Raw genomic sequence first — 13,399 nt, forward strand, 5'->3', positions numbered from 1 at the left:
GTGAAAGTAGGTCATCGCCAGGGTTTTATTAAGAACAAGAAAGCGGCCTAGAGCCGCTTTTTTTGTTTCTACCATCCTCATTCAACACGCACGATGACTAATACGTCGGCTCGGCTGTAAAGCCCAGCATTGCAACCAGGCTACGATTTTAGATTCATTCTTGATTTAAATATTTATCTTTTAAGCGTACATAATGTCGAGCAGAATACTCTAATTGCTCTAATTCAGTTGCGGTTAGTTTGCGTACCGCACGTGCTGGATTTCCAAGATATAAATAACCACTTTCTAGAATTTTCCCTGGTGAAACTACACTACCAGCCGCAACCATGGCGTGATGTTGAATGTGAACGGCATCTAATATCAGTGCACCCATCCCAATCAGACAATAATCATCAATAGTACAACCATGTAATACCGCTTGATGCCCTACCGTAATACCCTCACCTAAAATCAAGGGCTTACCCCCAGAAGTATAAGGACCATCATGGGTAACATGGAGAATCGCACCGTCTTGAATACTGCAGGCATTGCCTATTTTTATGAAATTCACATCCCCACGTAAAACTGCCATTGGCCAAATAGAAACATCGTCTCCTAAGCATACATCACCAATTACAGTGGATTGCGGGTCAATATAAACTTTATTACCCAGTGTAGGGCTTTTACCTTGGAAATTACGAATAGAATAATTCATCTTCATTACACCATAGTTACAAATTCTTCGGCACTTGTTGGATGAATAGCAACTGTATTATCGAAATCTTTTTTACAGGCACCCATTTTTACTGCCACAGCAAAACCCTGCAACATCTCATCTGCGCCTAAGCCGATGACATGTAAACCAACAATTCGTTCTTCCTGGCCTAAGGTTACTAGCTTCATTACGGTTGGAATCTTATCATTACTTGAAGCATAGTACATGGAATTAAAACGTGTTTGATAGATTTTAATCTGTTCTTTACCATACTTTTGTATCGCGGTCTCTTCAGTTAATCCTACAGTGCCGACAGGAGGGTGGCTAAATACTACAGATGAAATATAGTCATAATTTAAATGTGCATCTTGTTGTTTATCAAATAATCGATCAGAAAGCCTACGTCCGGCAGCGATAGCCACTGGCGTCAAGGCTGGAGTCTCAGTTACATCTCCAATTGCATAAATTCCTTCAGTGCTGGTATTTTGGAACGCATCAACCAGAACTAAGCCATGCTCATCGATTTTAACCCCTACTGCATTTAAATTTAATGTATGCGTTCTCGGCCTTCTGCCTACAGCAGCAATGATCACATCCAGATCAGAAAGCAGGGTGCCACTGTGGCAGGATATGGCTTTTCTGCCATCGCTATGTAAGGTGACTTCACATGCTCGATGATTTTGATGAACATGAATCCCTTGTTGTTGCATAACCTCTAAAAGGGTATCACCTAAAACATGATCAAAACGACTAAGCGGTTTTTCGCCTCTCATCAGCAAATGTGTTTCAGAGCCTAGGCCATTTAATACTCCGGCCAGTTCTACTCCAATATAACCACTACCAATGATGGCTACTTTTTCAGGTTGCTTGGTTAATGCAAAAAAACCATCAGAATCAATTACATGTTTCATGCCTGTGAACATCGGGATAATGGGTTCACCACCAGTAGCAATAATGATATGATTTGCATGGTAAATTTGCTCGTCTACCACGACTGAGTTTTTATCATGAAATGCACCATAACCATTAATATGCATAATGTTGAATTGTTCAAAACGTTTGGCATAACTTACTCTTAGGCGATCAATATAAGCATTACGCTTGTTAACTAAATCATTCCAATCCAGTTTTATCGCAACGGGATCAAAGCCATAATCTGGAGCACGATACATGGCTTCTGCCATCATCGAGGCATTAAACATCATTTTTTTGGGGACGCAGCCTAAGTTAACGCAGGTGCCTCCTAACTGGTTAGGTTCAATTACTGCTACTTTGGCTCCATGCTTTGCTGCGCGCACTGCACTTGCAATACCACCGCTGCCGCCACCAATAACTATTAGATCAAATTGATTGTTTTTCATGATTAGTTCTTTGAGAAATAAAATTATAGTAGCAGGAACTAATGTGCTAACCAACTGATATTTATTGGTTTAAACGTAGTCTAATAATCGATACCGTGATCACGTCACTGCAGTATCCATAAGTTCAGGGTGAGAAAGCGAAATATTGCTTCTACAGTGCGAAAAGAAATATCCAGTAGTTTCGCAATTTCTTCTGATGTTTATTCTTGCGCTAATAATTTAATACAGTTGGCTTGTTGCTCCGTATACCTGGAAATACTCTGTGCATGCAAGCACAGGCAGTCTTCGTCTATACGCACCCAAAGATCTTAGTATATAATTAATGCGCAACACGTGTTTTTGTTGGGATGATCATGGGGGGAAGAAAGAGGCAGCGGCAAAAAAGCCATCATGAAAATCATAATAAAGTATTACCTCAACTATTCGATCCTTTGGTTATGGAGCCGATGCTACTGTAAAAGCAGAAAAAGCTCCCCTTCAATCCTTTGAGCAAGCAAAACCAAAATAGTGCCGATGGCACAGAAAAATTTAAGGACTTTAAAGATAAATATAACTCACCGAAAAATGATGAGGGGAATCTTGCGAATGATGTTGCCATGAGGATCTCATCATCCGGTTGATACGTTGCAGGGATAGGTTATTTTTGAGCATGCCATTATTGCGAGCATAGCGAAGCAATCCAATAGTGAGTTTTAACGAAGTATCGCTCTGCGTTGCGTCACGTCACTGTGCTCGTAATAACGAAATTGTCATACCAAATGAACATTTTGCTCTGAGCGTATACTCGATGTTTTGCGAGGATAAGTGTCCCTAATACAAGGCGGTATCTTAGTTTACAGCAAAGATTTTTTTGCAGTTGTTATCTGCTACATTCGGATTTTTTACCCCGTAAAATGCGCCTTTATCCAAATCCGCACAGACTTGGTCTGGGTTTAATTGATCTAGGCATTCTGCCAATGTTCGATTTTGGCAATTAGGTAAAATAGGATCTGGGGTACTCAGAGCATGATATTGCTCATTATTCCATTCATGTACAGAACTCGTGTAGTAGGTGGCAAAGTCTTTGATTCGCAACTCAGGGCTTAAGCTAAATATTTTAAATGCAGAGTAGTTATGGTGATTACGGCTAATACTTGGGGTGGCGTAATCATATAAATTAACTCCATTATCTAAGCGAATTCTACGGAATTCCTCCATATGTGTGTGGGAACTCAGTAAGGTGATTTGACCATATAATCGGCTGTATTTGTTAATAACTTTTATAAAATCTTGTTCATATTGCTCATACCAAATTCGCTCGCCGAGGTAAGAGCGTCCTGGAGGCTCATGCATCGCAATAAGTAATTGTTTTGCATGGTGATTTTTTAATTGTTTTTCTAACCAGGCCAATTGGGTTTGGGCATCGGTTTCTTGGTTTTTGTTTTGAAAGAAAAATCCATGTCTTAACCAAGATACTTTGGTCCATTGGGTTGCATTTAAGGCTAATAGGATGACTTCTTTGTTATTAGGAATAACATAACTGGAATAGTAGCCATCGTGATGCATGTGGCTGTCGTCAATTATTAAACCTTTGCAATGAGCACACGCCCCATCCCAATCTGTAGCATAGGTCAATGGGGAAATGCCATTTGCTTCAAAAGCTTGATAGTTACCTTGAAGAGAATCATTATTTCCTGGAATATAAAACATAGGTTTTTGGGCGATGTCACTGCGATATAAGCTTTGAAAAACAATTTTTTCATATTCTGCCTTAGTTGAAGTAAACAGCAGGGCATGAGCAGGAATATCACCTAAAAAAAGGATAAAATTCACCCCAGGACTTAATTCCTTTATTTTATTTTCGGTAAGTTTAAGCAGCTCAGGCCCGGTATCTTGGCCATCACCTAGTGTATTATTATGGCCGTAATGGATATCGCTTATCGTTAAAAACTGTATTGATGCTGCAACGGTTGAGTTTAGTAGGAAAAAGCTGAGGAGTACAATGCGGATTATAAGGCTCAATTTTTTCTCCAAAAAAGCTAGTAAGTGGTGTCGTCTTTACCGCAGCGTTGATAGTGCTTGGTTTTAAAGGTTCTATCTTGGCCATGGTTTTTGTGCTCTATTTGGCTATTTATTGGGCCGACTCCTTAATCGTCCACACGCGCTCTGCTGGATTGGTTGTATCCGTTGCTTGCACCCACAGTAAGGCTGGTTTAGCCACAGGACTAATGGCTAGCGTTTTGGAAGATAACATCACCGCAAAAGGATAGTTTTGCACGACGGATTGTAGCGATGCCCATACCTTATTGGCATCTGATTGATTATCCGTTACCACTAATTCATCGCCACGGTAGATAATATTCACTGCTTGGCCACGTAGCGCGGTTCGTATCGCCGATTCTAAGCGTCTCCATTTTGCTTGATGCACTTTTTGCCGTTCTATTTGATTCGGTTTTAATTGAAAGTTAACGGGTTTATGTGCTGTCACAAGCTGAGGGGCGTGATTTATTACGGGGCTAAGTTTAAGAAAATAAGTGCATAAAGCATCTAATACTGGGCGTCCAGGACCGGAGGCTTTTCCTGGCTGTCTATTAACATACATGGCAAAGGCCAAGGTATGGCCATTAGCCGTATATAAATATCCAGACAGACTATTGATTCCTGTCATCGTACCGGTTTTTGCTCGAATGAAACCTTGTTGTGTTGGCACGCGGAATCGCTTTTGTAGAGTGCCATCACGGCCAGAAACCGGTAGAGCGGCAATGTACTCATAAGCAAGAGGGAAGCGTTGATATAAAAATGTTAATAGCGAAATAGTTTGTTCAGGAGTAACCAAACTATAGCGAGATAATCCCGACCCATCGGTAAATATAGAACGAGTAAAATCAATTCCAGTTTGTGCTTGTAAAAAGCCTTTGATAAGGGGCTCTGCTTCTTTCCAGTTGACTGGAGCACCATTGAGTTTAGCCGCAGCATGTAGATATAAACTGTCAGCATATAAATTATCGGAGGGTTTTAATGTATCAGCCATCAACTCAGATAAGGCTTTTGAGCGTTGGTTGGCGATTAATAATGCTCCCGCAGGTGTTTTGCCTAACTGAACTTGCCCATTAAGTTGAATATTGGTTTGAGCTAAATTACTTTGAATCATCCCTTGAGCATAAGCCAGGGGATTTTTTATGGCCATGCGTTGTTGTACGGCCCCTTGACCTACTCCTACGCAACCACGAGCAGTTAGGTGATTGTCTTGGTCTAATGAAAAGCCAACACCACACCCCTCCGCCCTAGCTTTAGTGGTGGCTTGATTATTAATGCTGATGGCAGCACCATTATCGTTTGCTTCTACAATTGCAGGATCGCCTGCTTTAGCTCCTGGGTTTACCGTAACGGTTAATCGATTCGCATCAATCATCACCGGAGCGTTGGGAGCTCCATAACTATAAGATAAATCAGTGCTTAACCATCCTGGAGGGTAAGTATCGACATTAGCTAGATTGCTATCAATATAAACATTGCCTTGAACTGCATGGATGTTCCAATCTTTTAAAGTGGAAAGTAATTCTTTTAAATCATCGCGAGAGAAAGAAGGGTCGCCACTGAGCTTTAGGTAAATATCACCATGCAATACACCTTGCTGCACTTTGCCAGAACTGATACTTAATTGGTTAGTGAAGTGATAATCAGGGCCAAGCACCATTAAGGCTGCGGCTTCAGAAAACAGTTTCATATTACTGGCAGGAATGTAAAAACGGTCTGCATTACGACGATATAAAGTTTCTCCAGATGTTAAATCAATAACGACTATGCCAAGATTGACATTAGGGTTTACTCGCGTAATTAATGCGTCTACATCACTTTGTACACTGCTGCTTTGAGAGCCTGACGATAATGCCAGCAAACACAAGCCAGTTAGCATCCGTTTTATCAATGTTGGTTCCTTTTTCTAGGATAATTGTTTTTATTAGGGAAGAAGCTGCTTTTGGCAGCAGATCCTAATCATATCGTAAGCCTAGGCGCTCCAAAAGCCCTGCAAGCGTGTCATTGTTAAAAAATTTCACTTTAAGCCAGCCTCCATCACCATTATCGTCGATTATTTCTACCGGAGCACCGACTTGCTCTGCCAAAATAGTTTGTAAGCGCTCAATGTCGCGATCTTTATTGTTATTCTTCAGTGGCGTTGCATGTTGATTTTTTTGTTCTTTCACAGCCTGTTCTAATTGGCGAACAGACCATTGCTCTTGTACCGCTTGGTCAGCTAAATATTCTTGGTCTGTTGGGTTTAAGCCAATCAATGTACGGCCATGCCCTAAGGACAGAACTCGATCGCGAAGATAATCTTTAACAAAAGGTGTCAGGCTTAATAGACGCAAGATATTAGCGATATGGCTGCGTGATTTACCTACCAAGGTGGCGATTTCATCTTGAAGGTAGTTGAACTCATCCATCAAACGCCGATAAGCACTGGCTTCTTCAATAAGGTTTAAATCTTCACGTTGGATGTTTTCAACCAGCGTAAGTGCGCAGGCTTGTTTGTCGCTGTAATTGCCGATTAAACAGGGTACTTGTTGCATTCCCGCTATTTTCGCGGCACGCCAACGTCGCTCTCCTGCAATAATTTCATAGCGCTCTTTGGCTATGGCACGTACTATAAGTGGTTCGATTAAGCCCTGAGAAGCAATAGATTGAGCTAGTTCTTTTAAGGCATCGAGATTGAAGTCTTGTCGAGGTTGATATTGACCTGCTTGGATGTTTTCTATGGGTAAATAATGAAATTCACTGTGCATTTAAATGCAACTGCATGAGTAATTTGTTCAATTGTTTCATATCTTGGTGTATGGAGGCAAGTGTTGGTAGGAAACGTAGCTTTTATTAGAATGAAGGCTGGGCTGACAGGCCCAGCAATTGGAAATAGTGCAAACCGGTTTTGCCGGGCTTTTCAGCACAGCCTACGATATGTATTTTAAAGTAATCCGTAAATAATTGCAGAAATCGCAATCACGCCCATAATAATGGTGAATAGATTGCTGATTTTGTGGGTGCCGTATTTTTGCATTGCAGGTACTTTGGCAATAGCATACATCGGCATAATGAATAATAGTACGGCAATAACTGGTCCACCCAGGGTTTCAATGATTTTGAGGATATTGGGATTGATGGTGGCTGTGATCCAACAAGTAATAACCATAAACACTTCAATAATCAGTTGCAGCTTATCTTTACCGATTGTTTTTCCATATGATTTTAACGAGTTAACAATAATGCTGCTTAAGCCTTCTTTTGCTCCTAGATAATGTCCTAAAAACGATTTGGAAATGGCAATAAAGGCAATAATTGGTGCGATGCAGGCGATCAATGGGGTTTTAAAATGATTCGCAAGATAAGACAAAATCGAAATATTTTGTTCTTTCGCCTGCATTAAATCTTGAGGAGAGAGACTAAATACGCAGCTGAACACAAAAAGCATGACGGAAAAAACCATCATTAAATGGCTGTATTTCATTATCTTGGTACAACGCTTATCTGCCGCAGTGCCATGGCGCTCCTTTTGGCTAACCGCAAAAGAAGAAATAATGGGGGAATGATTAAAAGAAAATACCATAACGGGGATTACTAACCATAGAGTCATTAATAGCCCGTGTCCACCATTTGCGTGTAAGGAGTTACTTTGTTGTAAAATGGCGTTATTCCAATTAGGAATTAAATATAAGGATAGGAACAGTAAAATAGTCGCGAAGGGGTAAACCATGAGCGACATTGATTTTACAATAAATTCTTGGCCAAAACGGATGATTGCCATTAAAGCAAGAATAAGAATAATTGCTAAAAGAGCTCGGGGTGGGGCGGAAACACCGACTTGGTTAACCAGAAAACTCTCTACAGTATTGGTAATGGCGACGCTATACATTAACAAGATGGGGTAAATCGCAAAAAAATATAAGGCGGTTAGAATTCGGCCATAAAAAGTACCAAAATGTTCTTCAACCACCTCGGTGATGTTGTTTTGTGCAGAAGAACCGGATAAAACAAATCGACATAAGGCTCTATGTGAAAAGTATGTCATTGGGAAGGCTAATAAAGTCATGATAATTAAGGGTAAAATTCCATTTAAGCCAGCGTCAATAGGTAGAAAAAGAGTTCCTGCGCCTACTGCCGTACCATAAAGACTCAGCATCCACACTGTATCTTGTTTATCCCACGTAGTTGAGTTTTGATCTGCCCCTGATATGGGTATTGCCACTGATTCATTTATCGCCATACATTCTACCTTAAAACGGGTTTGTATTGTTGAGACAAATACAAAAATGCCCTAATTGCACATAATATTACCAATATATGGTTTTTTTTTCAACATAGATGGTATTTTTATGCTGGGTATTACTTTAATACTACAGATTGGTTAGCATTGTAAAGCGTTGGATACATAGCCCGTCTTATACTGCGTTAATACGGGCTATGTATTTGTTAATAGTCTAACTTTGTTCCGTAGAGCCTGTCTCCAGCATCTCCTAAGCCTGGCATGATGTATCCTTTCTCATTCAATTTCTCATCAATGGCGGCCGTATAAATGGGGACGTCAGGATGTTCTTCATGGAACGAGGCGATGCCTTCGGGAGCCGCTAGTAGACAGAGGAATTTAATGGATTTAGGTTCTCTCTCTTTTATTTCTTTAACTGCAGCGATAGCTGAGTTTCCAGTGGCAAGCATCGGATCGACAACAATGACATCACGATCATGCATGTGCTCAGGTAATTTAATGTAATATTCAATGGCTTCTAAAGTTTTGGGATCACGGTATAAGCCAATATGGCCAATGCGCGCAGTTGGGACAAGCTGTAACATGCCATCAACTAAACCATTTCCTGCACGTAAAATAGAAACAAACACCATTTTTTTACCCTTGAGAACTGGAGATCGCATTGTAGTCATGGGGGTTTCAATGTCGGCATATTCTACTTCCAGATCGCGAGTAATTTCATAGGCTAGCAACATACTTACTTCATGCATCAAGGTGCGAAATTTTACACAGCTGGTTTCCTTTTGACGCATAATCGTTAATTTGTGTTGAATTAACGGGTGATTTACTACCGCAACTTTTTGATTTTGCATGATAACTCCTAAAATACAGTACCATCACTAATGATTTGTAGTGGTGGGGTACCTTGATTACGTTTTTCCCTGGCAATACGCCGTCCTGCTTCCCAGGTACCTCCTTGCAAGATTTTTGCGAGTGGTAGCTCATGAGTACTTTTTTGTAGATTTTTTCTAATTAAATCAGCCAGCTCATCCAGTAATGCTACGGTTAAGGCGCGCCATTCTACTACCAGTTGGGAACTAGGATCATGGGCTTGTTGTAGAGCGTTCGGATCTTTAACTTGAAGTAAGCCCGTATCAATCAATAATCCCCCATTGCGATACTCGGGTAAGCCGGTTAAGGTTGCAAGTTGTGTTACCTGAATTCCTGCTTGTTCTAAAGGTTCTATCAGTGAGTAGGTGAGCCATTGTGATAATTTATGGAATGGAACATATTCAGAGCCTGATACTTGGCTTTTTAAGGCACTATGCAGCCATACATCACCCAAGGGCACCCCTTGATAACTAAGCCGTGCTGGCCAGATTGTATTAAAGGCGCCTAATACGGCTTGAAAAATCTGCGCAGCTTCGAGCTGGCCATGTGTCGCCATGGAGCTGACATAGGTATAGAAATCACCTAAACGGCCTGCTTGCCCAAAATATTCAGTATTTTCTTGTATTGCTTTACCTAAGTGGTTTAATAAAGCGACTCGACCTGAAACCCCTTCAAGAGGATTGTTGCTACTGACTTGAAAACCCTGTTGCAGATCCTGTTCACTAAATTCGACTAAGCGTTGCGCATCTACGCGAAATGGCTCTTGAGGATGAGTGCTAAAGTCACCACTTTGATAAAGATCCAGGCTTGCTATAGCTAATCCTTCCGAACGTGAAAATTCTTTTCCAGAAGCATGTTCTTTATAGTGCCAGGACGGGCCTGCTCCAGCATCCAGAAACACACTGATAATTACCAATTCATAGAGGACCTTTCCTTGCTCTGTGGGACTGAGTGTACTGAGTTGTTCCTGCATTTTGGGGATGCGATCAATGCCGCCGGCTTCAAAATGCCGCCAGCGACTGTGATAGGGAATATCTAAATTAGGGTATTGTTCTTGAATTACTTCAGTAACAAATGAAGCAGTAGCTGCCATTTGTTCTGGCTGCAAGCTAAAGTGCTGGAGCTTGTTTTGTTTGGCAAGCTCTAAAATGGCATGGGCACGATGACGTATGGTGCGCGGGTCGCGCAGCATGGTTAATATGGGATCTTGTTTTTGTTGCTCCTTATTCATGCAGTTCACGTCCTTTTGTTTCCGCTAATTCGTTAATGTCGACGATACGTTCTGGCGAATAGTAGCCTGCGGCACGTTTTGCATTCATTTCTACTTGGGCATCCGGAGGGACCAGCTCATCTGGAATTGAGACGCGTTCAATGACTTCGATTCCCGATTTAATGAGGGCATCGTATTTCATATTGGACATCGAAACAAAACGGTGGATTTTAGTAATGCCAAGCCAGTGCAGCACATCAGACATAAGCTCTTGGAAACGCATGTCCTGGACTCCGGCAACACACTCTGTACGCTCAAAGTATTTAGCCGCTGTATCACCGCCTTTTTGGCGTTTACGAGCGTTATATACTAGAAACTTAGTGACTTCTCCTAAGGCTCTACCTTCCTTACGGTTATAAACAATAAGTCCTGCTCCACCTTTTTGCGCGGATTCAATACAGAGTTCAATGCCGTGAGTTAAATAAGGTCTGCAGGTACAAATGTCCGAGCCAAATACGTCAGAACCATTACACTCATCGTGAATACGACAAGTTAGCTCCACTTTAGGATCATGGATAGTCGTCACATCACCAAAGAAATAGGCAGTAAGCCCGCCAATTGGCGGTAAAAAGACATCAAGGTCCGTACGGGTTACTAATTCTGGGAACATACCTGCGGTTTGTTCAAATAGAGTACGGCGAAGGGTGGATTCTGAAACTTGAAAACGCTCAGCAATCCCTGGTAAATACCAAACAGGCTCGATGGCTGCTTTGGTTACGGTCACATCGCCTGATTCTTTTAATATCTTTCCATCTGGCTTGAGCCGTCCTTTCTGCATTGCTGTATGTAACTCGGGAATATTAATATGGGCTCTGGTTACTGCAATCGTGGGTCTGATGTCATAACCGGCCTGAATCTCTTCCGCAAATTCTGTGGCAACCATATGTCCCCAGGGATCTAATGAAATAATTTTTTGGGGATTATTCCATTGCGCGTGTGGCCCAATAGTTACTGGTGGGGTTGTATCGGTCAGATCCGGGACGTGTTCTGGATCTAAAACACCAGCGGCAACGGCAAGGGCTCGGTACACTGAATACGAACCAGAATGCGTACCAACGGCATTACGATTACGAATATTAGTTAAAGAGGCAATAATTGGTCCACGCTCTTTAGCGGTAGGAGCACCCCATTTAATTTTTAGTGAGGGGGCAGAGTGTACTGACGGATGAGAGGAGAGGACTATATGTCCTTTAGATTTTTTCTTAAGATCGTCGTGTGTCATTGTGTTAATCCTTTAATCGCCTGTTTATTGGAACTTATCATAGCAGAACCATTGCGGAGGTAAAGGGCTAAGTTGTTGATTTTAATTTGATCATAGTGTGTTGTTGTGGGCTTTTTGGCAATCAATATAACCGCTTATTATCACGTTATTTTGAACATCAGTCTTTGAACAAGGTATCGCTACTGGTTCATCGTTTATAGAGGATAGAATTCATATAAATGGACTTAAGGGGGGGGCGTTCTTGTTGGTGGTCATGAACGGTCACATCAATATTCTTCAATGGGTTCAGGCTGGTTTAGGCCCCCAGGTTCTCGCTCCCCAGGGCATCAGCAGGAACTAATTATTGTTCCTGCTGTTTTATGTAAGAGTTGTCTTGCTATTTTGTTCTCTTGCATGATGTAATTTGATTTACAGTCGTAATTTTGGATTGCGGCTTGATGAACTTCAAGGATCATTTAATGCCCATACCAGATCGCCGAATCGTATCTCCTTTTTTAATTTTTGTTGTGTTATTGCTTATGGTATTAATGCAAACAACTACGGATCAATACGTGCCTTCGTTACCAGCGATTACCAAGGTTTTTAATAGCAGTGAGGCGGCAATTCAAATGACGCTGTCTTTATTCATGCTGGGTTTAGGAATTTCTCATCTATTTTATGGGCCTTTATCCGATAAAATTGGTCGCAAGCCACCACTCATGTTTGGGATTGGTTTAAGTATTTTGGGTAGTTTATGCTGTTTTCTTGCTACCTCCGTTTGGATGTTGATTGTTGGGCGTTTTCTACAGGGGTTTGGAATTGGTTGTTGCAGTTCTGTAGGTCGTTCCTTAGTCAGGGATTTATTTACTGGAAAAACCCTGGCAAAAATTGGTTCTTATGTCGGGATTGTTAGTGTTTTTATTATCGTTGCTTCCCCTACCTTGGGCGGATACATCCAGGAGCAATTCGGGTGGCGCGCTAATTTTTTATTTTTATTGTGCTTTGGATTGGTGATGTGGGTGCTCGCGTTTTTTGCCTTGCCTGAAACCAACAAAAATCTTAATCCTGATGCGACCAAGTTTAAGGTAATGCGAGCCAATTTTTTTCTTTTATTAAGCTCTAAAGTATTCCTAGGTTATACCCTCTGCTCTTGTTTTGCCTGCGCGGGTATTGTTTCCTATCTGATTATCGCACCTTTTTTCTTTCAGGATGTTTTAGGATATACACCCATGGAGTTTGGTCAATTAACGGTTTTTATTGCTGCAGGTATTTGTGTTAGCGGCATTATTAATAGCCAGTTAGTGATGCGGAAAGGTATTTCTTATATGGTCTTTGTTGGGGCCTTGTTGATGACGCTGGGCGGGGTTTGTCTGCTGGGGCTCGCCTTGCTCGGTATCACTACAATATGGAGCATTATACTTCCAGTTGCTATATTTTGTATGGGGGCGGGTTTCACCTTTATTAATGCATTTGCGGGGGCGTTTCATCCGTTCCCACAGATGGCGGGCACCGTTGCTGCCTTGTATTCCAGTCTGCAAGATTTAACCGCTGCTTTAACGAGTGGCATTATTGCTGCAGTTAAAGGCTATGGGCAGTGGTCCTTGGCAATAATTCTATTGATTTTAGGGGCTTGCTCTATCTTGAGCTGGGTTCTCGCAGCTCGCGAAAATAAATGATTTAGCCTTGATTTTTCTAGGGTAATCAAGGTTTTCATAATGTCATTCCATATAATTCTTGCTTATTTTAAAGACAAATTACTGTTAATATA

At 41.4% G+C, this 13,399-nt stretch carries 10 protein-coding genes; 1 reads left to right on the top strand and 9 read right to left on the bottom strand.

Annotated features, from left to right (window positions below; all coding sequences use genetic code 11):
* Positions 1-154: 154 nt before the first annotated feature.
* From ACQY7T_RS11325 to ACQY7T_RS11365, 9 genes are all read right to left on the bottom strand, one after another.
* Positions 155-694, bottom strand: coding sequence for a gamma carbonic anhydrase family protein (locus ACQY7T_RS11325; RefSeq protein WP_428413482.1), 540 nt, complete (start codon positions 692-694; stop codon positions 155-157).
* A gap of 5 nt (positions 695-699) precedes the next feature.
* On the bottom strand, positions 700-2,055 hold the full coding sequence (gene gorA / locus ACQY7T_RS11330) for a glutathione-disulfide reductase (RefSeq protein WP_428413484.1): 1,356 nt from the start codon (positions 2,053-2,055) through the stop codon (positions 700-702).
* Between the two features lie 828 nt (positions 2,056-2,883).
* Positions 2,884-4,056 carry a metallophosphoesterase gene (locus ACQY7T_RS11335; protein WP_428413486.1) on the bottom strand — a complete coding sequence of 391 codons (1,173 nt, stop codon included), beginning with the start codon at positions 4,054-4,056 and terminating at the stop codon, positions 2,884-2,886.
* 109 nt (positions 4,057-4,165) lie between these two features.
* On the bottom strand, positions 4,166-5,959 hold the full coding sequence (gene dacB / locus ACQY7T_RS11340) for a D-alanyl-D-alanine carboxypeptidase/D-alanyl-D-alanine endopeptidase (RefSeq protein ID WP_428413553.1): 1,794 nt from the start codon (positions 5,957-5,959) through the stop codon (positions 4,166-4,168).
* 67 nt (positions 5,960-6,026) lie between these two features.
* Positions 6,027-6,818, bottom strand: a complete 792-nt coding sequence (locus tag ACQY7T_RS11345) for a ParB/RepB/Spo0J family partition protein (protein WP_428413488.1) — start codon at positions 6,816-6,818, stop codon at positions 6,027-6,029.
* A 176-nt stretch (positions 6,819-6,994) separates the two neighbouring features.
* Positions 6,995-8,290 (bottom strand): serine/threonine transporter, encoded by a 1,296-nt coding sequence (locus ACQY7T_RS11350; RefSeq protein ID WP_428413490.1) that lies wholly within the window; start codon positions 8,288-8,290, stop codon positions 6,995-6,997.
* A 206-nt stretch (positions 8,291-8,496) separates the two neighbouring features.
* Positions 8,497-9,141, bottom strand: coding sequence for a uracil phosphoribosyltransferase (upp, locus tag ACQY7T_RS11355; protein ID WP_428413492.1), 645 nt, complete (start codon positions 9,139-9,141; stop codon positions 8,497-8,499).
* Between the two features lie 8 nt (positions 9,142-9,149).
* The gene (locus tag ACQY7T_RS11360) at positions 9,150-10,391 is read right to left on the bottom strand and encodes a URC4/urg3 family protein (RefSeq protein WP_428413494.1); all 1,242 of its coding nucleotides are present in this window, start codon (positions 10,389-10,391) and stop codon (positions 9,150-9,152) included.
* Positions 10,384-11,652: a GTP cyclohydrolase II gene (locus tag ACQY7T_RS11365; protein WP_428413496.1), complete on the bottom strand. Its 1,269-nt coding sequence runs from the start codon at positions 11,650-11,652 to the stop codon at positions 10,384-10,386. Before ACQY7T_RS11365 ends, ACQY7T_RS11360 begins: the two co-directional genes overlap by 8 nt.
* Positions 11,653-12,110: 458 nt before the next feature.
* Between ACQY7T_RS11365 and ACQY7T_RS11370 the strand changes: the two genes are divergently transcribed.
* Positions 12,111-13,307: a multidrug effflux MFS transporter gene (locus ACQY7T_RS11370; RefSeq protein WP_428413498.1), complete on the top strand. Its 1,197-nt coding sequence runs from the start codon at positions 12,111-12,113 to the stop codon at positions 13,305-13,307.
* Positions 13,308-13,399 lie beyond the last annotated feature (92 nt).

The organism is Legionella sp., from assembly GCF_965140895.1.
Taxonomy (GTDB): Bacteria; Pseudomonadota; Gammaproteobacteria; order Legionellales; family Legionellaceae; genus Legionella.

Excerpts from the sequence above, each read along its gene's own strand:
- upp (WP_428413492.1), bottom strand. The coding sequence starts at position 9,141 with ATGCAAAATCAAAAAGTTGCGGTAGTAAATCACCCGTTAATTCAACAC.
- ACQY7T_RS11345 (WP_428413488.1), bottom strand. The coding sequence starts at position 6,818 with ATGCACAGTGAATTTCATTATTTACCCATAGAAAACATCCAAGCAGGT.
- ACQY7T_RS11325 (WP_428413482.1), bottom strand. The coding sequence starts at position 694 with ATGAATTATTCTATTCGTAATTTCCAAGGTAAAAGCCCTACACTGGGT.
- ACQY7T_RS11360 (WP_428413494.1), bottom strand. The coding sequence starts at position 10,391 with ATGAATAAGGAGCAACAAAAACAAGATCCCATATTAACCATGCTGCGC.
- gorA (WP_428413484.1), bottom strand. The coding sequence starts at position 2,055 with ATGAAAAACAATCAATTTGATCTAATAGTTATTGGTGGCGGCAGCGGT.
- ACQY7T_RS11365 (WP_428413496.1), bottom strand. The coding sequence starts at position 11,652 with ATGACACACGACGATCTTAAGAAAAAATCTAAAGGACATATAGTCCTC.
- ACQY7T_RS11370 (WP_428413498.1), top strand. The coding sequence starts at position 12,111 with ATGCCCATACCAGATCGCCGAATCGTATCTCCTTTTTTAATTTTTGTT.
- ACQY7T_RS11350 (WP_428413490.1), bottom strand. The coding sequence starts at position 8,290 with ATGGCGATAAATGAATCAGTGGCAATACCCATATCAGGGGCAGATCAA.